Annotated in this window: 17 protein-coding genes, 2 pseudogenes and 1 riboswitch; of the genes and pseudogenes, 10 read left to right on the top strand and 9 right to left on the bottom strand. The window is 49.8% G+C overall.

Going from position 1 to position 18522, the window contains the following annotated elements; genetic code table 11:
* Window positions 1-159: 159 nt before the first annotated feature.
* On the bottom strand, window positions 160-735 hold the full coding sequence (locus tag G7090_RS01885; RefSeq protein ID WP_023336659.1) for a TetR/AcrR family transcriptional regulator: 576 nt from the start codon (window positions 733-735) through the stop codon (window positions 160-162).
* Window positions 736-861: 126 nt separating this feature from the next.
* Between G7090_RS01885 and G7090_RS01880 the strand changes: the two genes are divergently transcribed.
* From G7090_RS01880 to G7090_RS01870, 3 genes are all read left to right on the top strand, one after another.
* Window positions 862-2295 (top strand): NAD(P)/FAD-dependent oxidoreductase, encoded by a 1434-nt coding sequence (locus tag G7090_RS01880; RefSeq protein WP_023336658.1) that lies wholly within the window; start codon window positions 862-864, stop codon window positions 2293-2295.
* 81 nt (window positions 2296-2376) lie between these two features.
* On the top strand, window positions 2377-2892 hold the full coding sequence (def, locus tag G7090_RS01875) for a peptide deformylase (RefSeq protein ID WP_023336657.1): 516 nt from the start codon (window positions 2377-2379) through the stop codon (window positions 2890-2892).
* Between the two features lie 155 nt (window positions 2893-3047).
* Window positions 3048-3257 carry a YdgH/BhsA/McbA-like domain containing protein gene (locus G7090_RS01870; RefSeq protein ID WP_023336656.1) on the top strand — a complete coding sequence of 70 codons (210 nt, stop codon included), beginning with the start codon at window positions 3048-3050 and terminating at the stop codon, window positions 3255-3257.
* 472 nt (window positions 3258-3729) lie between these two features.
* On the opposite strand, the pseudogene G7090_RS01865 reads toward G7090_RS01870, so the two are convergent.
* A pseudogene (locus tag G7090_RS01865) lies at window positions 3730-4035 on the bottom strand (hypothetical protein); the annotation flags it as partial.
* Window positions 4036-4146: 111 nt separating this feature from the next.
* Window positions 4147-4550, bottom strand: a pseudogene (locus tag G7090_RS01860) (Tn3 family transposase); the annotation flags it as partial.
* Window positions 4551-4666: 116 nt separating this feature from the next.
* Window positions 4667-4741: riboswitch (Fluoride riboswitch) on the top strand.
* Between the two features lie 42 nt (window positions 4742-4783).
* On the opposite strand from G7090_RS01860, the gene G7090_RS01855 reads away from it, so the two are divergent.
* From G7090_RS01855 to eno, 3 genes are read left to right on the top strand one after another with little or no spacing between them, the layout of a single operon-like run.
* Window positions 4784-5746: a DHHA2 domain-containing protein gene (locus G7090_RS01855; protein ID WP_009652407.1), complete on the top strand. Its 963-nt coding sequence runs from the start codon at window positions 4784-4786 to the stop codon at window positions 5744-5746.
* Between the two features lie 3 nt (window positions 5747-5749).
* Window positions 5750-6178 carry a universal stress protein gene (locus tag G7090_RS01850; RefSeq protein WP_023336653.1) on the top strand — a complete coding sequence of 143 codons (429 nt, stop codon included), beginning with the start codon at window positions 5750-5752 and terminating at the stop codon, window positions 6176-6178.
* A 15-nt stretch (window positions 6179-6193) separates the two neighbouring features.
* A complete protein-coding gene (gene eno, locus G7090_RS01845) occupies window positions 6194-7480 on the top strand; it encodes a phosphopyruvate hydratase (protein WP_023336652.1) in 1287 nt (428 codons plus the stop codon).
* Window positions 7481-7555: 75 nt separating this feature from the next.
* Here eno and G7090_RS23870 read toward each other — a convergent pair whose 3' ends face one another.
* Window positions 7556-7690, bottom strand: coding sequence for a hypothetical protein (locus G7090_RS23870; protein ID WP_023336651.1), 135 nt, complete (start codon window positions 7688-7690; stop codon window positions 7556-7558).
* Window positions 7691-7858: 168 nt separating this feature from the next.
* Here G7090_RS23870 and G7090_RS01840 point away from each other — a divergent pair, with 168 nt between their 5' ends.
* The 3 genes from G7090_RS01840 to G7090_RS01830 all read left to right on the top strand — a co-directional run bounded on the left by G7090_RS01840 (window position 7859) and on the right by G7090_RS01830 (window position 9298).
* Window positions 7859-8494 (top strand): 2,3-bisphosphoglycerate-dependent phosphoglycerate mutase, encoded by a 636-nt coding sequence (locus tag G7090_RS01840; protein ID WP_224788374.1) that lies wholly within the window; start codon window positions 7859-7861, stop codon window positions 8492-8494.
* A 128-nt stretch (window positions 8495-8622) separates the two neighbouring features.
* On the top strand, window positions 8623-8928 hold the full coding sequence (gene crcB / locus G7090_RS01835; RefSeq protein ID WP_009652450.1) for a fluoride efflux transporter CrcB: 306 nt from the start codon (window positions 8623-8625) through the stop codon (window positions 8926-8928).
* A gap of 109 nt (window positions 8929-9037) precedes the next feature.
* Window positions 9038-9298 carry a cation-transporting P-type ATPase gene (locus G7090_RS01830; RefSeq protein WP_016154443.1) on the top strand — a complete coding sequence of 87 codons (261 nt, stop codon included), beginning with the start codon at window positions 9038-9040 and terminating at the stop codon, window positions 9296-9298.
* A 167-nt stretch (window positions 9299-9465) separates the two neighbouring features.
* Here G7090_RS01830 and G7090_RS01825 read toward each other — a convergent pair whose 3' ends face one another.
* The 4 genes from G7090_RS01825 to G7090_RS01810 form a co-directional block, all read right to left on the bottom strand.
* Window positions 9466-12525, bottom strand: a complete 3060-nt coding sequence (locus G7090_RS01825) for an efflux RND transporter permease subunit (RefSeq protein ID WP_023336649.1) — start codon at window positions 12523-12525, stop codon at window positions 9466-9468.
* Entirely contained in the window at window positions 12522-13637 is a 1116-nt protein-coding gene (locus G7090_RS01820; protein WP_023336648.1) for an efflux RND transporter periplasmic adaptor subunit, read from the bottom strand. Before G7090_RS01820 ends, G7090_RS01825 begins: the two co-directional genes overlap by 4 nt.
* A 101-nt stretch (window positions 13638-13738) precedes the next feature.
* On the bottom strand, window positions 13739-14905 hold the full coding sequence (locus tag G7090_RS01815) for a cell wall metabolism sensor histidine kinase WalK (protein WP_023336647.1): 1167 nt from the start codon (window positions 14903-14905) through the stop codon (window positions 13739-13741).
* Complete coding sequence (locus G7090_RS01810) at window positions 14902-15597, bottom strand: response regulator (protein WP_166181356.1); 696 nt, start codon at window positions 15595-15597, stop codon at window positions 14902-14904. The genes G7090_RS01815 and G7090_RS01810 overlap by 4 nt, the downstream gene beginning before the upstream one ends.
* 162 nt (window positions 15598-15759) lie before the next feature.
* Between G7090_RS01810 and G7090_RS01805 the strand changes: the two genes are divergently transcribed.
* Window positions 15760-16509 (top strand): MipA/OmpV family protein, encoded by a 750-nt coding sequence (locus tag G7090_RS01805; RefSeq protein WP_058660965.1) that lies wholly within the window; start codon window positions 15760-15762, stop codon window positions 16507-16509.
* A 1617-nt stretch (window positions 16510-18126) separates the two neighbouring features.
* Here the strand turns inward: G7090_RS01805 and G7090_RS01800 are convergent.
* Window positions 18127-18318 carry a heavy-metal-associated domain-containing protein gene (locus G7090_RS01800; RefSeq protein ID WP_016154448.1) on the bottom strand — a complete coding sequence of 64 codons (192 nt, stop codon included), beginning with the start codon at window positions 18316-18318 and terminating at the stop codon, window positions 18127-18129.
* Between the last annotated feature and the right edge of the window lie 204 nt (window positions 18319-18522).

The raw sequence follows: 18522 nt of genomic DNA, 5'->3' as shown, positions 1-18522 counted from the left end.
TTGTTGGAGCCCTTTTTTAACTTCTCGATGTTAGAGTCTTTCCTATATATCAATAATTACAAAGGAAATCATTAAATTGAAATATTTGTATTTATCAGAACTACGGAGGTTATTTTTTAAGTAAGGCTGTTTTTGGAGTTTCTAAAATTATCGTTTCAGCTAGCTCAGCTTTGATTTTATAATCTGTTCGACTGCTGTTCTTGCTTTAACCGCTGCTTGTAAATCTCTGAGTATGTGAGCACGAATAATAGCTCCTTCAAAGAGCATTGAAACGGATTCTGATATTTCGAACACAAATTTTTCGGAGGAAATAACCTTCGACACATGGTGCCTGATTAATACATCCATTTCTATTTTATTACGAGCACACCTTTGATGTATCAGATGAGTGGGATCGCTAAATTCAGCACTGACATTGATAAAATAACAACCATGAAAAGATGACGATGTGATGTCTCTGCTATTTATAGAATCATCGAGTGTATTGAAAAGCTCGCTAATAGATGGGTAACCATCCTCTACTTGAGATAAACGAGAGTTTAAAGATGCGAAATATTGTTGGTTGCAATAGTCAATGGTAGCCGCAATAAGCTCTTCTTTGCTTGAAAAATAGGTATAAAGCGTCTTCTTCGCTACACCCGATTCAGTCAATACCTGGTTTATACCAACAGCATGAACTCCATATTGATAAAAAAGTTTAAAAGCAGTTGAGATTAATAGTTCTTTCTTGTCCATAGAAGCTAAGACCTGGTTGTTGTACGGATTGAATATTGACATCAGTAGACTGACTTGTCTACTCTTAGATGAGGGAGACAGATCGGTCTCCTTTACTTTGCCGGTACTTAATTAAGAGGTTTTTACATGAAAAGTACTCCCCGTGCTCCGCATGAAATGTTTCATAAAATCTATGACTTAGTGACTATTGGCTCAGGCTCTGCTGCAAGGGCAGCGGCTAATGAAGCACGCAGATTAGATAAATCAGTAGCAATGATTGAGCAGGGGGTTGCGGGAGGCACGTGTCTGAATGTTGGCTGTATCCCGTCCAAAACCTTATTGGCGGCGGCTGCAATTCGTTTTTCTGCGCTTCAAAAGAAATTTTCTGGCATTGATACCTCGGCTGCTCCTGTTGACCTGGCATTGTTGGTTTGGGATAAAGATCAGATGATTGGCCAATTTCGAGAGACCTATCATGTACAGGGACCTTCTGAAGCCGGTATTGATGTGTTTCGAGGGGCTGCCGCTTTTACGTTATCTCAGAATCAGGAATATGTGAGTTTAAATGTTCATGGAATTGATGGCATCACTCAAGTACATGCAAAGAACGTAGTCATTGCAAGCGGGGCGAGTCCGTTCATTCCTGAAATTCCAGGGTTGAAGGACGTAGATTATCTGACGTCTTCCACGGCTATGTCGCTTACTAAAGTTCCTGAATCTTTACTGGTTATTGGTGGGAATGCTATTGGCCTTGAGCAAGCTCAGTTGTTCTCTCGTTTAGGGTCAAAAGTCAAAGTTATTGAGGTTGCCACCAGAATAGCTCCTTTCGAAGATCATGAAATATCTGCTGTCTTGGCGAAATCACTCAATAATCAAGGTATTGAATTTTTAACTGGTGCAAATATCACACAAGTAAAAGCAATGGGAGATTTAGTTAGCTGCACAGTCAAGATTGGTGAGAGCACTTATATTCTTTCTGCTGAGAAGATTATGATCGCAACCGGGCGCCGCCCATTTACCGAAAATCTTAATCTTAATGCTGTTAATATCTCGACTGGTCCACGTGGGCAGGTGATTGTGGACGAGAATCTTAAAACGTCAAATTCACGAGTCTGGGCTGCTGGTGATGTTACAGGCGGTGCTCAATTTGTTTATGTTGCAGTTGAGCAAGGTAAATTAGCAGCGAGTAATGCTCTTGGTGATAAGCTAGATTCTCTGGATTATAATGTCCTTCCTCGTGTAACTTTCACTTCTCCGGAGCTAGCTTCTGTAGGTTTGACTGCATTACAAGCTGAGGAAGAAGGAATTCCATATGAAGTCCGAGAACTGCCTGTCGCGTTTGTATTGCGTGCAATTGTGAGTCGTCATACTGATGGTTTGGTAAGACTGATCTCGAATAGTGAAACAGGGAAGATACTCGGCATTCATATGGTAGGGGAATCTGCAGGTGATGTTATTGGTGCGGCTACCTATGTCCTTTCAGCTAATATGACAGTACAGCAACTTGCTAAACTATGGTCCCCTGAATTCACAATGACAGAATCACTAAAGAATGTGGCGAAAACCTCCCCAATTAGGTAGCACAACCTACCAACCTTAAATCCATAGTCAGCTTAATGCTGACAATGGCGGCCTAGTCCATTCGCTTATTGGGATTTTCCTATGAGTATATTACCTATCCTTCAGTTTCCCGACCCTCGATTACGTACCGAAGCAAAGACGGTTCTATGTATAGATGAGCAGGTTCATTTTCTTGCTCAAAATATGTTAGCAACAATGTATGATGCAAACGGGATTGGTCTTGCTGCTACCCAAGTAAATACCCATGAGCGCGTCGTCGTGATTGACGTGTCTGAGACGCGCGATCAGCCAATGGTAATCATCAATCCTGAAATAGTTTGGGCTAGCGACAATATTTCTAAAGGAACAGAAGGCTGTCTTTCGTTGCCGGGTATTTACTGCGATATTGAGCGTTCAGAGGTAGTGAAGATCAAATACATGGATAAATATGGGAAAACCCAGGAAATTCACGCGGATGGACTTCTTGCTATCTGTATCCAGCATGAAATGGATCATCTAACAGGAAAACTCATTATTGACTACCTCTCTCCCTTAAAGAAAGAACGAGTTCAAAGAAAATTATCGAAACAGAGAAACCGTCGGAATAAAAGGAAGTAATTTTGTATCTAACTGTTTTATAAAAAGAAAACCGCATGCAAAAAATACAATAAAAAGTATTGACCCTATAGTAGTTACAGGGTTTTTAATGGTCATCAACAGGAAACGAGCAGTATGCTCTTATGATGAACATTAACATTATTAGGATTATCACTATGAAAAATATCAAACTTCTCGCAGCAACTGGTCTTCTCTCTGTTGTCTCATTCTCTGTTATGGCGCAGACTGTCAGCGTAACTGCTTCCACTCTTGACAGTGCAGAAGCAAAAATTGCTGCTAAAGCAAAAGAAGCACAAACGTCATACAAAATTCTCTCTGCGTATACTGGTGATCGAGTGCACATGACCGCTAAATTAGGGGATTAATAGATAATCATTTTAGGGTATCTATAGGAATATATACCTTGATAAAATCTGCCACCATATACTAATTTTTATTATTTGATATATCACATGTTTTTCCTTGAATAGACTTTAGCGGACTGCTGATAAAGAGTCCGCATTTTTTTAATATAATACTAATAGTTAAGTATAGTTTTTTATCCGTGCAAATATTTTAGCTCCACGCCCTCTTTGATACTTTCAGTTTTTGTGATCCATTCTCAATACCGATGCTTGGTTAAAACAGAGAACCATTCATCATCAGCTAGCAACCGGTGCTTTTACGATTTAAGGGGTTAAGACGCCGCTCACTATTCTATTCCGTTAGCCTGACTCTGTGATTTCCCGAACATAGTTCAGTGTTCTGAACAGATAAAACCAGCATATTTGTGTCCGGAGCGTCAGACAAGATTGTCTGATAAAGGGTGACCGCATTGTACAAATCATCATCGTACTAGTCGGTGTTATTTGAATTTCCCGACAATTCAAAGCAATCCGCCTGGAGTTCGCCTACTAAGTCCTTGATGTAATCGTCCTTAACGAATCCGCCAAAGTTCGCCTGATGCTCTTCATCCGCGTCATAAGGACCGCCATAAATATACGCATATCCACCTTCCCGGGAGTTATAAGGATAGGCATTCACTAGGTCTTCGTAGTGTTCATAAAACCAGTTGCGCATCACTTCCAGCTGATTCGCTTTACTGTTGTATTGCAGTGACTTAAGCGGGACTTTCTTATGATTAATCATAAAGGTTTCTGACATAGTTTTATGTCTCCCAGACTAGACTAGGGGTCTGAAGCCCAACCGTACGAAAACGGACGCTAAGTACGTTTTGTGAACAGATGATCATCAAGCCCTGAGACAATATGATCGTCACAGAGTCCATTCATCCGTTTCTTCCGCTTGCTTCAGTGGCCGTAGCTGGCCTTTTGTTACCTGCTCAGCAAGTGTGAACGTGTAATGCCCCAGCATATTGATATCGCGTGCTTCAGTGGCGAAAGTCTGGCTTCATCCTCTTCATTTATGGTTTCACCTTCATTACGTAAATGATCCAATGCTGCCTGCATATAGATGCTATTCCAGAGAACGACTGCATTGGTCACCAGTCCGTGCGCACCCAACTGATCCTCCTGCCCATCCTGATAGCGTTTCCTTATTTCACCTTTTTGTCCGTGGCAAATCGCTCTGGCTACAGCATGTCGGCTTTCTCCCCGGTTAAGTTGGGTCAGGATGCGGCGGCGATAATCTTCATCACCAATATAATTAAGAAGGTATAAATTGCTTCATTTGGCGCACTATCGTAAACGTTTTTGGCGGGACAGGATGTACTTGTGTGTACGAAACCGAGGGCCAACAATAAATATTGATTTAATGCAAAGGCCCATATAAGATTGATTTACAAGGTGATGGTGCTCCACCTTTCCCAACCGCCGGTTTTTCAACACCGGATGATGGCGCCTGATATACAGATGAAGTTGTCCTCTTATAGGCATGTATGTCAGGTATCGCTATGCAAAATAAAACCACATTACCGCTTACCGCAGAATCTCTCTCTTTTCAAAGAGATAATCCGATTTATGTCTTCGGTCATCGAAATCCTGACAGCGATGCTATTTGCAGCGCGCTGGTTGTGGCTGACTGGCTTAATTACACCGGTCGTCCCGCAACGCCCTGGCGCCTGGGGGATATCACCCCGGAAACCCGTTATATCCTCAACGCTGCGGGTGTTTCACAACCCGATTTACTCACCGTCGATCTGACAGATAAAACCGTATGGCTGGTTGATTTTACGGATGCAGAGCAGGGACCGTCTTCGCTGATGGACAGCAACGTCATCGGCATCATTGACCATCATCGTATTGGTACCCTTGTTACCCGCAATCCACCGGATGTCTGGGTGCGGGCGGTAGGATGCTGCGGAACAGTAATTCTCTCAATTCTCATGCATGACATTCCGATGCCGCTGACTGCCGCTCAGGCTGTGTTGCTGATGGGGGCGATCCTCAGTGATACCGTTGCGCTGACGGGTCCCACCACCACCACTCAGGATCAGGAATCCGTGGCTGTTTTGCGGGAAATCGCCGGTATCGATTATGACCAGTTTGTGACAGGGCTGCTGCGAGCCAAAACAGATATAACCGGGCAATCCGCGTCGGTTTTACTCAATCGTGACGCCAAAAATTACCGGATCCATGATGTGCCGCTGTTGTTGTCACAAATTGAGGTCCGCGACATGGCTGATATTACTCCCCTGTTGCCTGAGCTACTGCAGGAAATGGATAAAACCTGCAAGGACAGCGTGCTGGACATGGTGATCCTGATGGTGACAGACATTACCAGCCGGAACTCCGTTTTGCTTTTTTCAGACAGCAGCCTGACAGGCTCCCGCCAGGTATCGCTGCCCGGCATGACAAGCCGGAAAAAAGAAATCCTCCCCTGGCTGACCAACCGCTTCGCTTCTTATAAGAGGTGATTTATGCAAATTTACCGGCATGCCTTGTTACTTGTACAGAATGAAACCGATGGTCTGCTGTTGCTTGAGCAGGCAGAACGTCTGGCAAAAGAGATGGGCACCCGTATTACTGTCGGGCATCTCAGTGCTGACTATAGGGAACTGGATTATACCAGTGACTCATTAACCAAAGACCGTCAGTCCCGCGAAGTTATTGATGCAAAGGCAATGCTTAGCCGTCTGGTGGAGTCCAGCAGTATTGATATCAACGTCAGGTCCATCGTCAGCATCCATCGTTTCCGGGACGTTGAGGCCGTTGTTCAGCATGAAGATATCGATCTGGTCATGCTGGGGCATGAAAACCGCCTGTTCAGGGTTTTTTCCTCCTTTTCTTTCGAATTCATCAATCACCTTTCTGTTGATGTTCTGATTAAACATATTCCAGCCCCTTAAAAGAAGGTCAAACTTATGAGCTTTGAAATTGAATGTATCATCGCAAGAGAAATTCTGGATTCCCGCGGTAACCCGACCGTAGAGGTTGAAGTGACTTCTGTAGGGGGCAGTATGGCCCGTGCCTCCGTTCCTTCCGGTGCCAGCACCGGCTCCCGTGAAGCCATCGAGCATCGCGATGATGACAAGACACGTTTTGGCGGTAAAGGTGTTCAGGATGCGGTCCGGTGCGTCAATACCGAAATTAACGATGCCCTGCAGGGCTACGATGTACGCCGCCAGAAAGAAATCGACAACTGTCTGATTGCCCTTGATGGCACAGAAAACAAAGGCCGGCTGGGTGCTAATGCGATCCTTGGCGTATCGCTGGCAGTATCCCGCCTGGCGGCACAACTATCCTCTACCCCGCTCTACCGCTATCTGGGTGGCGTCGGCGCGAATCTGCTGCCGGTTCCCTGTATGAATATCATTAACGGCGGAGTTCATGCCCGCTGGCAGGGCGCTGATTTTCAGGAGTTTATGATTGCACCATGGGGAGCCTCTTCCGTACGCGAAGCTATTCGCTGGGGCAGTGAGGTCTACCAGGCCCTGCGTCAGGTCCTGCTGGAAAAAGGTTTATCCGCCGGCGTGGGCGATGAAGGCGGTTTTGCACCGGCCGTTTCCTCAAACCGTCAGCCGCTGGAGCTTATCGTGGAGGCAATTAGCAAGGCGGGATACCGCCCAGGCGAAGATATCGTTATTTGCATGGATCCGGCCTCCAGTGAATTCTACGTCGATGGGAAATATACCCTGCGTACCGAAAATACCCGGCTCAGCGCCGACGAAATGACCCGCTACTATGAGCAACTGGTGAAGGATTTCCCGATAGTCCTGATTGAAGATGGCCTTGCGGAAGACGACTGGGCCGGCTGGCAGCTCCTGCACCGCGCGCTCGGCGATAAAGTTGAGCTGGTTGGCGATGATATCTTTGTGACCAATGTGAAATATATCCAGCGAGGTATCGATGAAAACCTGGCCAATGCCGCATTGATCAAACTGAACCAGATAGGCACCCTGAGTGAAACCATCGAAGCCGTCCAGTTGTGTCAGGATAACAACTGGGGAACCTTTATTTCGCACCGGAGCGGGGAAACCGTGGACAGCTTCATTGCAGATATGACCGTCGGCCTGCGGGCTGGTCACCTGAAAACCGGTGCACCCAGCCGTGGGGAGCGCATTGAGAAATACAATCAACTGATGCGTATTGAAGATGAATTAGGTGATGCCGCCATCTTCGCCGGTAAAGCCGCCTTCAAAAAACGCTGATTCCGTCACCCTTCCCGTATGCTCAGATACGGGAAGGGGTAGGGTGGTTCTGTGAACGGAAAAATACTCATACTGTCAACAGCAACGGGGATCCAGGCAAACTGTCTGGTTTTCCTGATCGCTGATGCCTTTTTTAATATACTGCCGGATGATACCAGTGCCGTTGTAATCGCGCTGTTCATCGGTAGCGGTGCCCATCTTCTGATGCATCACCTCCTTGACCGGAGTCCAGGTAAATCCGGGTAATCAGTACAAACAACTCAACGGGTTCAGGTCCTTCCGGTTCAGTTGTGGGTGACAGACAGGTAGTTGTTATGGGGAAAATTATTTTACTCCGCCATGGCGAAAGTTAGTTGAATCGCAAAATCGTTTTACCGGATGGGAAAATGTCCCGCTGATGCTGAAAGGAGTGGAGGAAACCCGGCGCGCAGCAAACCTGATAAAACGGTCCGGGATCAGTGTGCCACTACAATCATAGATGGAGCCTGCACATCCGTTCTGAACCGGGCAATTCATTCGCTCTGGCTGATAATGGAAGCGCTGAATCAATTGTGGTTACCGGTGGACAAATCATGGCGGTTAAATGAACGTCATTACGGTGCGCTTCAGGGAATGAACAAAGATGAAGCCACTCAACAGATTGGCCAGAAAATCGTTTATCACTGGCGGAGGAGCTATCGTGGTATCTCCCTTCCGTTGCCGGAAGCACCTGCTTCACTTCATCGTGAGGCACGTTATCGTCATGTGTCCCTGACGGATTTGCTGGGGGGAGAAAGTCTGGAAATAACGCAACGAAGGTTGTTGCCTTACTGGCACCACGTCATTGTCCTGCGCGTCGCCAGTGGCGAAACCATGTTGCTGGTCAGTCATGCTAATACACTGCGTGCGCTGACCATGTTTATTGAGCAGATTGATGAAAATAAGGTTCCCGATCTGCATGTCCTGACGGGAATCCCCGTACTGTATGAAATGAATGAAAAACGGGCCATCACCGCACGTTATTCCCTTGAATGACGGTCTGATGGTGCCCTGATTTCAGCGAGGTGGTATGTACAAATCATTATTCGCGGTGGTGATAGGCGGATCGATCGGCTGTGTGATCCGCTGGATCGATCGGCTGTGTGATCCGCTGGATACTGTCCATGCGTCTCAATGCACTTTTCCCCAATCTTCCACCTGGTACCCTGGTGGTTAATCTGGTTGGCGGATTTATCATCGGTATGGCACTGGCCTTTTTTGTCCGGCAGCCTCACCTTGATCCCGCCTGGAAGTTTTTTATTACCACCGGCATATGTGGCGGTATGACAACCTTTTCCACCTTTTCTGCTGAGGTGGTGGTGTTACTTCAGAATGGCAATTATGCATGGGCTGTCATTTCCGTACTGACGCACGTAACTGGCTCGCTTCTGATGACTGCCACTGGTTTCTTTGTGATGACACTGCTGTAAAAGCATATGCGCCATACACTTAACCGCGCCATGTCTCCGGCAGATTTTCATTTTATCGCCATAACAACATACCTGACCTGCCGGGTCAGGTATTTCCGGAGAAGGGTGTATGGAGATGCTCCCTGAGAATATCGTGAAGGGACTTTCCGAGGCCGAGGTGCAGACCCGGCTGGGTCAATGTGGCTATAACGAAGTGCGTGAACAGCCTCCGGACCAGGTGCGTGCTATCCTCAAACGTCTGCTGGGTCCCATCCCCTGGATGCTCGAAATTGCGCTGGTACTTGAAGTGGTTCTGGGAAAGACGACTGAACCAGTGCGCGCTCAGACAACGACGAACCATCCATTCACCTCATTCGGAGGTCACAGATAGTCGCTGTCTCACACGCCGAATCCCCTCCTGAGTTCACCACGATCCAGCAGGTCATGGCGGCGTCCGGCGCCATGATCCTAGCAGTCGCAACCGGCAGCGACGGTCATCCCCATATCCGCGGGTTGCAATCATTAGTCGAAGCATAGGCGATGATACGGCAGGACTCGTCAGGGATACGGTTTCCAGTGAAAGATTAGACTTATTGCTGCCGGCAGTAGTGTCAGCGTTGCCAGTGTGGCTGAAAGCAGCCCACCAATAATGGCAAATGCCATCGGTCCCCAGAAAACATCCCGGGCAATCGGCAGCATCCCGAGAATGGCCGCCGAAGCGGTCAGCATGATGGGGCGTGAACGGTGCAGCGCGGCGACTTTGATCGCCTCATCCGCAGTGAAACCATTTTTCATCCCCACATCCACTTCGCTAATAAGAATGACGGCATTACGGATGATCATCCCGGCCAGTGCAATGATCCCCAGCAGCGCTACAAAGCCCATCGGTATGCCAAAAGGCAACATAGCCATAACAATCCCCGGCAGACCAAAGGGTGCCATCAGCAGGGCCAGCAACATCGAGGAAAAACGCTGTAACTGGATCATCAGCAGTAACAGCATCACCATCAGCGTGACAGGCAATACCGCATACACTGAACTGTTCCCTTTGTCCGACTCCACAACCACCCCGCCTTCCTCCACGCCGTAACCCGGCGGCAGACTCTCCCGGAAACCGGCAACGACAGGAGACAGTGCCGATGATAGCCTTTCTGCACGCACCCCGGGCGCGGTATCCGACTGGGCCGTGATAAACGGCAGCCGCTGCCGGCGCCAGATAACCGGGTCATCGAGCGTCCATTCTGGCGTGGCGACCTGTCCCAGGGGAACTTTATTCCCGGTCGATGATGTCAGCATCAGAGCATTCAGTAACGCCGGGTTTTGTCGTGAGGCTTCATTTCCCCGCAGCACCACATCAATCTGGCGGTTACGGTCGCGCAGGGTGGTCACGGTGGTTCCGGAGAACAGCGTGGCAAGCGTTCCTGCCAGTGACTGAGACGTCATGCCGGTGGCACGCGCCTGCGTCTGATCCACCCGCAGACGGATGACCCGCTCCGGTTCACCGGACGTCAGATTGACACCCCGAGTATCGGGATTGCGGGCAATCATCCCTGCCAGTTGCGTGGCCAGTTCACGTACACGGGTATTATCCGGCCCGGATACCCGATATCTGATCGGCCAGCCTACCGGGGGGCCCAACTCCAGTGTGGATACCCGGGTTGTGAGCGTACTGAAATCTTTCGACAGGATCTGCTCAAGCTGTTTCTGCAGCCGGTTTCTCGCCGCTTCATTTTTCGCCACTACGACCAGCTGGGCAATGTTCTCTTTCTGCAGCAGAACATCCATCGGCAGATAAAAACGTACAGCGCCGGAACCGATGTAGCTTGAGTAATGGTCAATATCAGGATTATCGCGCAATTTCGCTTCAAACTTCAGGACGTCGTGGTGTGTCTGTGCCTGGCTGACATTCTGCGGTAGAGTCAGGCTCACCAGTAGCTCCGGGCGATCGGACGCCGGGAAAAACTCACCCTGCATCAGAAGGGCCCCGCCCCCGGACAATATCAGTATCGCCAGGGCACAACCGAGTGTCTTGCGCCGGTGCTGCATCACCCGGTCGAGCAGGCGGGTATAATGACGGTGAAAGAAACTGTGCTTATGTGACTGATGTGAATGCTGTTCCGGCAGTAACCAGACGCCGGTAAGCGGCGAGAAAAGAACCGCAACCAGCCATGAGCTCAGCAGCGCTGTCAGTACCACCACAAACAGGGAGTAGCAGTATTCTCCTGCGCTCGATTCCGCAAATCCCACCGGTATAAATCCGGCAATCATCACCAGTGTTCCCGTCAGCATCGGGAACGCGGTGGTACGAAATACCTGCGTGGCGGCCACACTCAGGGCATCGCCAGCCTCAAGCCGCGACACCATGGCTTCTACGGTGATCATGGCATCATCAACCAGCAGTCCCAGTGCAATAATCAGGGCACCGAGGGAGATTCGCTGCAGCCCTATCCCGGCCAATTCCATCCCGGTAAATGTCATGGCCAGCACCAGCGGAATGGCCACAGCGACCACCAGACCTGCCCGGCTGCCCAGCGAAAAAAAAGAAACGGCCAGCACAATAATAACGGCCTCAACCAGCACCTGGACGAATCCTCCCACCGCGTCACTGACTACGGCCGACTGGTCTGCCACCTTCTCCACACTGATCCCGTAAGGAAGATGCGTGCGGATCCTGTCCATCGTCGCGTTCAGCGCCCGACCAAAATCAATAATATTTCCACCGCGAGCCATCGAAATCGCCAGCCCGAGTGCCGGTTTACCGTTAACCCTAAACTCCGGTGAGGGCGGATCTGCCTGCTGCAGTGTGACCGTGGCCAAATCGGTGAGGGGGATAAAACGGTTTCCGGTATGCAGCACAATTTGCCGCAGGCTGTCCACGGATGTGAAGGCGCCACTGACTTCCACCGACATATTTTCCTGTGATGTCCGGATACGTCCGGCGGGCGTGACGGCATTCTGTGCCTGCAGAGCCGCCGTCACCTGCTGAAGATCGAGTCCCATTCCCGACAGTTTCAGTGGATCAAAAGCAATCACCACCTGTTGTTCGCTGTCACCCAGCGGCGTAACTTTCCCTGTTCCCGGAACAGCCAGCAGAGATGCCCGGATATCATCGACGGTATCGCGTAACTGCCGGGGAGTGAAGCCGTCCGACGTGAAGCCATAAATTGTGCCGTATGTATCATCGAATTCATCATCCACGGCCGGGGTGGTGGTGCCGTCCGGCAGGGATGCCCGGATGTCGTCCATCTTTTTCCGCACGCTATACCAGATACCCGCAACCTCTGACGGCGGTGTGTCATCACGCAGGTTCACAAAAATCACCGACGAGCCCGGACGCGTGTAACTCTCGATATAATCCAGATGTGGGATTTCCTGGAGCTTCTTCTCCAGCGTGTCGGTGACGAAACTGACGGTATCTTTTACCGTTGCGCCCGGCCACTGTGCCGACACCACGGCGGTCTTAATGGTAAACGCCGGATCTTCGCTGCGCGGCAGATTCAGAAAGCTCATGACGCCTGTCACCGTGATCATCAGCATCAGAAAAGCCACCAGTTGTCGGTGGGCCAGTGCCCAGGCAGAAAGATTAAAACCGACGGAAGCGTGCATAACATTTTTCATTTTTGGTCCTCCGTCAGCACGTTTTCCCCGTCACGTAACTGACTGACCCCGGCAGTGACCACCTGTTCACCAGCTGTCAGCCCTTTTCGGATGAGCACCGAATCGGTCATATAGGCCGCAATGTCAACGGGTGTCAGGCGCAGGCGATTTTTGTCGGTGTCCACCACGAACACTGCCGGCTTCTGTTCTTTCCTCGTCAGGGCAGATGCCGGTACCTGAAACACATCACTGCCGCCCATTGGTAATGACCCGGTGACCGTCGCCCCCATAGCCATTACTGCGGGTGCATTCTCAAGGTCATAGCGTACCCGCCAGGTCCGGGTCTGTGTATCTGCCTGCGGGCTGATGTCACGCAGCGTTCCGGTTACCGACACCGACGGGTTATCCGCCATACGCAGGGTGAGTGTCTGCTGCTGTTTCAGGGTGTCAGCCAGAGCCCCCGGTACGCTGAAGACCGCATCACGGGCCCCTGACTGCGCCACCCGCAGGATTTCCTGTCCGGTGGTCACTACCTGTCCCGGACCGGCGCTGACGGTGGTGACCACCCCGGTAACCGGTGAGACCAGTCGCGCATACCCCAGACGGTCCGTTGCACTGCTCAGGTCGGCCTGAGCGCTCTGCAGTTTTGCTGTTGCCGTGTCGCGGTTTGTGCGGGCCTCGTCAAGCTGAACCCGGGCAACCGCACCCTGCGGGGCAAGCAGCGTCATGCGTCGCAGGTTTATCTCAGCAAGCCTGACGCTTGCCCCGGCTTCCTGTACTACCGCCTGAGCACTGCGGTACTGATTACACAAATCGGTATCATCCAGTTCAGCCAGTACCTGCCCGGCAACCACTGACTGCCCCACATCCGTGAGTCGTTTCACCATCCGGCCATCGGTACGGAAGCCGATAATCGTCTCTTCATGGGGCAATATTTCACCGGTCATAAGCGTCTGCCCACCATGATTGCCGGCAGATACCTCCGTGGTCATCACCGGTCTTGGTGGGACATGGCGGGATACCGGCTCATTATCACAGCCGGTCAGTTGCAGGGCGAGGGCGAAAACCAGGGCTGAGCCCCGTCGCCAGAAAGGCAAAGATGCTATCAGGGGGATGAATGAATATGATGGCATGGCAGCCTCCGGAAAAAATGCTGCCATGAGTAAACCGCAGGTGTGTCCAGATACGTTCGACGAACCATCAAGATTTGGTCAAGAAAAGTGAAAAAGAAAACTCATACGGGCAGTTTCACCTGAAACAGGAGTCCGTTCCCCTCTTGCGGGATACTGGCGGTCAGCGTTCCGCCGTGAGACTCACAAATGGCTCTGGCAATCGACAGACCCAGTCCACTGCCTCCTGAATGACGGGAACGGGAAACATCAGAACGGGTAAACCGGTCAAACATCACCGGCAGAAAATCCGGTTCGACGCCCGCGCCGTAATCCCGGAAGGAGAACGTCCAGTAGCCTGACTGAACGTACCCCTGTATCGTTTGCTTCCCGCCTTCCGTCGCGTAACGCAGAGCGTTCTCCATTAAAATGGTAAAGACCTGTCCGATTCGCAGCGGGTCCGCACAACATTCTCCCGGAGGGATATCCGTGTCGTAACCGAAATGCCCGGCGGTAGCCTGTGGCCGTAGCCAGGCAATCTTTTCCTGCAGTAATCCGGCGGGTGAGAAGCGTTGTTTATTCAGCGTGAGTTGCCCTGCATCAGCCAGTGAGAGCAGGTGCAAATCATCAATCAGACGGCTGAGGCTCTGCAGCTGGTTCATCACCATATTCATCTGCGCCTTATCAGGCGGGAATACGCCGTCCATCATTCCCTGCAGACGGCCCACCGCGGCCGTCAGTGGAGAGCGCAGTTCATGCGCGGCCGCAACATGAGATGCCCGTAATTCCCGGTCATAACGTTCAAGTCTTTCGGCCATGGTATTGAAGTTCTGCGTAAACAACATCAATTCAGAGGGCGCACTTGCATCCAGTTTTGAGCGAGTGGTAAAACGCCCCTGCGCTATCGCTGCGGAGGCCCGCGTCAGCAGACCGAACTGCCGGGCGAGAGGTCGGGCGGCCAGCAAACCGAGCATAATTATCAGCGGCGTCACAAACAGGACCAGCCCTCCCAGCGTCAGCCAGTCTGTTGACGCAATGGACGGGTCTGAGAACTGCAGTCCGTACCAGTCATCAATAATTTCATGGTAACGGATGCGGTTAAGATCGGGATTTTCCCGCAGATGCAGAAATTCCTGTCGTACCGGCTCCGGCATCCGATTCTGTACCCAGGCATCCAGCAGGGCAAAACGCAGCCACATGCACAGGGCGATAAGCACGACACTGCCGGCCGCCAGCGACAACACCCTGACGCAAATCCAGCGCCATAATGAACGGGACTCTCTTTTATTCATGGCTGCAAATACCGGTAACCGACCCCTCTCACGCTGGTCAGCACACCGCTGACCCCCGCTTTTTCCAGTTTGCGGCGCAGGTTATAGATGTGTGTATCAACCACCCTCTCCAGGGCATCACTCTCCGGCAGACAGTGTTCAAGCAGGGTCTGACGGGAACAGACGCTCCGGGGGCGGGTCATCATCATGTCCAGCAGTGAAAACTCGGTGGGGGTCAGCTCAAGGTGCACCCGGTTTTCACCGTGAATAATAGCGACTGACATGGTGTCCCGGTTGAGTTCAACGGCCCCCACCCGGCGATAATTTTCAGCGTCAGTATGCGCTGCCGCCCCACGCCGTAACACCGCCTGCACCCGGGCCACGACCTCACCCGGATGATAAGGTTTGACGACATAATCATCCGCACCGAAGCGTAAGGCCCCGATACGGTCCGGAGCCTCGCCCATTGCGGTGACCATTATCACGGGAACATCGGATTCGCGGCGCAGCCGGCTGAGTATTTCTGTTCCGGTCATACCCGGCAGCATGATATCAAGCAGAATAAGTGCAGGATGCTGGGTAAGGGCGGCTTCAAGTCCTGCTTTTCCATCATGGGCCAGTATGACCCCGAAGTTTTCACGGCGAAGATAGGCTTCGAGAACATTCGCCGCATCCCGGTCGTCCTCGATAATCAGAATACGTTTTGTGTTCATTCATTCTGCCTTGATGGTTTCTTGATGGTTTCCACGCTGAGTCTTGATAAAGCATCGTCATAATCCACTGCGGTTTGCCGGGCGGTTACAGCTTACCGTAATGCATAAACATAAAACGAGGGATATATGATGGCAACGTGTTCGTCTGTAACAGGGTGTACTATGATCCTGCTGGCAGCGACCTGCGGGTCCGCTATTGCCGACAGCGGCAATCAGGATGGAGTGACGGTGGGGATAATAGGAGAAAACGCCCCCCGCTACAGTGGCGCGGATAAGCAGCACTGGACAGTGATGCCTTCCCTGCAGGCCCGTAAAGGCGCGTTTTTCTTCGGCTCAACAAAAGGTATCGGTTATGACCTGCAGACGGATAATGGGCTCTATTTTGAAAATGCGTTCGGATACAGTTTTGGCCGTGCCGATCAAAATTCATCGTGGCGCGATGGTTCTGACAAACTGAAAGGAATGGGAAACATCCGTGGTGCACTGAACACGCAGGTTGCTGTTGGCTGGCAGGTGAACAGCTGGTTTACCCCGGAAATCCGTGCAACTCTGCCGCTGACGGATTCACAGGGGGTACAGTACCAGGCCTCGCTGACGCTCGTGCCCTGGCAGAACGACACAGATACGGTTGCCTTGCAGGGCGCGGCACTTTTTGGTGATGCCCGGTACATTAATACCTGGTACGGCGTTAATGCTGCCCAGAGCCGCACAACCGGTTTTCGGGAATACAACCGTAGCGCAGGATTTTACGCTACGCAGACCACCCTGAGCTGGCAGCATCAGTTTAATGAACACTGGGGCACCCTACTGGGCGCTTCATATGCCTGGCTTGCGGATAAAACCAGTGACAGTCCTGTTGTGTCAGCGCGAGACAATATCAGCGGTTTTGCTGGTATCAACTGGACATTCTGACGCGCCTGGAACTGGCAGAGTCTCCGAAAAGTGGACTATCAGAAACATATATTTGAATGTTGATATCAGATGATGTTTTGCGAGTCATCTATTGGCTTGGAAATGGCCTCAAGCCCTGAGTGATATATCACCGGAAGATTACGAGCAGGAACATGTACTATTACACTTTCAGTGGGGTGGATTATAAGCGCAGGATAATAGCATATGAGGACAGCATTAAAATTCATTACCTTTCCAAATCCTTTATCTATATTCTCGGTAGTATAAAACCATGTATAGCGAAAGAAAACCTTAGCATATTAAATAAGACTGCACGGACTATATTCCCGCCGTGGTTCTTCTGCCCCCATAAACAATGACCACGAAAATATCAGAAAAACCACGACATCACATGTTGAATGGGCCGAATCCCTGCGTGACCAGAATTGACGAGTGAAGACTTGAAAAGTTTGACATAAATTGAATATCGTCATCCCATAATAGTATGGATATAGTACGCACTGCCAGCTAATTTGTTCCGTCCGTTGAGTCTCTAACTGACTATTATTTTAAGACTGATATATCAGTCTCTTTGATTTTTAGATGGCAATAATATTTTCTGACATTACTTCATTGAGTACTTTTACCACCATACTGGCATCAAGATTCTTGACCGACACATAGACCTTTATATGAGCCTCCACGCTATCGAGAATTATATCGAGCGTACGGTCAAGCTCTTCTGGACAGTAGTTCATCACGCTGTCGAACACGCTATTGTACGATGCCCTGACAATCCCATTACATACCGTAAGGAATAAGGCGATATTTCTCATTCAGAACTGAATCACATGCGGCAGCAGGAGGATGAAAATCAGCGACTGAAGAAACAGGTGGCTGGCCTGAGTGTGGACAAGGAGATGCTTCAGGAGATGCTGAAGCAAAAGTTCTAAGGCCGGCACAGAAATACCAGTCGGTGCATTCTCCGCAGGAAGCATATCGTATCAATGCCCACCGGGGACGCGGGTTACTAATGCAAAGCAGAGCTGTTTAACCGCCGCTATCGGACATAAATACTGGATTTTAATCTATTTAGAACTCAGAATGAGGTACGGGAGAATTACATTATGCTGGCTGAGGTAATACAATAACGAGCGGCCTCATGAATCTCTGAATAACCTGATACAGGAAGAGGTATCGGCTGATGACTGAAAACCCGGAGCTATCAAGAAGTGCATGGAACAAAAATGGCATGCTTAAACTTACAGCGTTTGGTTTACGTATACTTCGCTCTTCTTACTTTTTATGATGATAAATTTGGCATACCACCCTGTTCTTAATATATTTAAAAAAAACCAAATACCCCCTCCACAAATACTTGACGTCACATGATACATTAATGAGGCCTTAAAAGAAAAAACCGATGATTTAGTAAATCACACATAAATATTGAACACAATACATTTAACATAGAGAAAAAATTAGTGAGTTAAGTAATAGACATATTAAATCAAAACTACAACTCAAGACATCTAAACACCCCACCATGGTGCATAATAATAACAGAAATACTTCTAACCGTAAGGATACATGATAAAAAATGGTTACCACAGCGGGGAGGTAACCATTTTTAGTTAACTACTCTCTCGGAGGAAAACCTGCCTCACGTAAAGCATTAGCAACTTGTTCAGTAGATAAAGAAGTTTTCACTTCGATCTTACGAGTCGGTGGATCAGTTATGATACTTGCTTCAGGATCAATATTTTGAATCACTTTAGTCACTGTCCGGGCACATCCGCCGCATGTCATATTTTCTAGATGTAATTGCATATATATATCCTATTTAGTTGTAGTAACTTCAATGATAGAACTTGCCACCGTTGTAAGGTCAAGCCCTATCGCCAAAAATTTTCGTGCTTATATTCTCTGACTAAGCGTTTCACCTGAGGTGGGGATATATACTGCCCCAAAGTATTTCAAGTAAACCGTTCAGTTGTGCTTTCTGCCGGCTGTCGGGCAACAAGACGAAGACGT

This window comes from Leclercia sp. 29361 (assembly GCF_011290365.1).
Classification (GTDB): Bacteria; Pseudomonadota; Gammaproteobacteria; order Enterobacterales; family Enterobacteriaceae; genus Enterobacter; species Enterobacter tamurae.
This window is presented reverse-complemented; position numbering and strand designations above follow the sequence as displayed.

What these genes read in the sequence shown, in the direction of transcription:
- G7090_RS01885 (WP_023336659.1), bottom strand. Translation starts at nt 735, where the DNA reads ATGGACAAGAAAGAACTATTAATCTCAACTGCTTTTAAACTTTTTTAT.
- G7090_RS01880 (WP_023336658.1), top strand. Translation starts at nt 862, where the DNA reads ATGAAAAGTACTCCCCGTGCTCCGCATGAAATGTTTCATAAAATCTAT.
- def (WP_023336657.1), top strand. Translation starts at nt 2,377, where the DNA reads ATGAGTATATTACCTATCCTTCAGTTTCCCGACCCTCGATTACGTACC.
- G7090_RS01870 (WP_023336656.1), top strand. Translation starts at nt 3,048, where the DNA reads ATGAAAAATATCAAACTTCTCGCAGCAACTGGTCTTCTCTCTGTTGTC.
- G7090_RS01855 (WP_009652407.1), top strand. Translation starts at nt 4,784, where the DNA reads ATGCAAAATAAAACCACATTACCGCTTACCGCAGAATCTCTCTCTTTT.
- G7090_RS01850 (WP_023336653.1), top strand. Translation starts at nt 5,750, where the DNA reads ATGCAAATTTACCGGCATGCCTTGTTACTTGTACAGAATGAAACCGAT.
- eno (WP_023336652.1), top strand. Translation starts at nt 6,194, where the DNA reads ATGAGCTTTGAAATTGAATGTATCATCGCAAGAGAAATTCTGGATTCC.
- G7090_RS23870 (WP_023336651.1), bottom strand. Translation starts at nt 7,690, where the DNA reads ATGCATCAGAAGATGGGCACCGCTACCGATGAACAGCGCGATTACAAC.
- G7090_RS01840 (WP_224788374.1), top strand. Translation starts at nt 7,859, where the DNA reads ATGGGAAAATGTCCCGCTGATGCTGAAAGGAGTGGAGGAAACCCGGCG.
- crcB (WP_009652450.1), top strand. Translation starts at nt 8,623, where the DNA reads ATGCGTCTCAATGCACTTTTCCCCAATCTTCCACCTGGTACCCTGGTG.
- G7090_RS01830 (WP_016154443.1), top strand. Translation starts at nt 9,038, where the DNA reads ATGGAGATGCTCCCTGAGAATATCGTGAAGGGACTTTCCGAGGCCGAG.
- G7090_RS01825 (WP_023336649.1), bottom strand. Translation starts at nt 12,525, where the DNA reads ATGAAAAATGTTATGCACGCTTCCGTCGGTTTTAATCTTTCTGCCTGG.
- G7090_RS01820 (WP_023336648.1), bottom strand. Translation starts at nt 13,637, where the DNA reads ATGCCATCATATTCATTCATCCCCCTGATAGCATCTTTGCCTTTCTGG.
- G7090_RS01815 (WP_023336647.1), bottom strand. Translation starts at nt 14,905, where the DNA reads ATGAATAAAAGAGAGTCCCGTTCATTATGGCGCTGGATTTGCGTCAGG.
- G7090_RS01810 (WP_166181356.1), bottom strand. Translation starts at nt 15,597, where the DNA reads ATGAACACAAAACGTATTCTGATTATCGAGGACGACCGGGATGCGGCG.
- G7090_RS01805 (WP_058660965.1), top strand. Translation starts at nt 15,760, where the DNA reads ATGATCCTGCTGGCAGCGACCTGCGGGTCCGCTATTGCCGACAGCGGC.
- G7090_RS01800 (WP_016154448.1), bottom strand. Translation starts at nt 18,318, where the DNA reads ATGCAATTACATCTAGAAAATATGACATGCGGCGGATGTGCCCGGACA.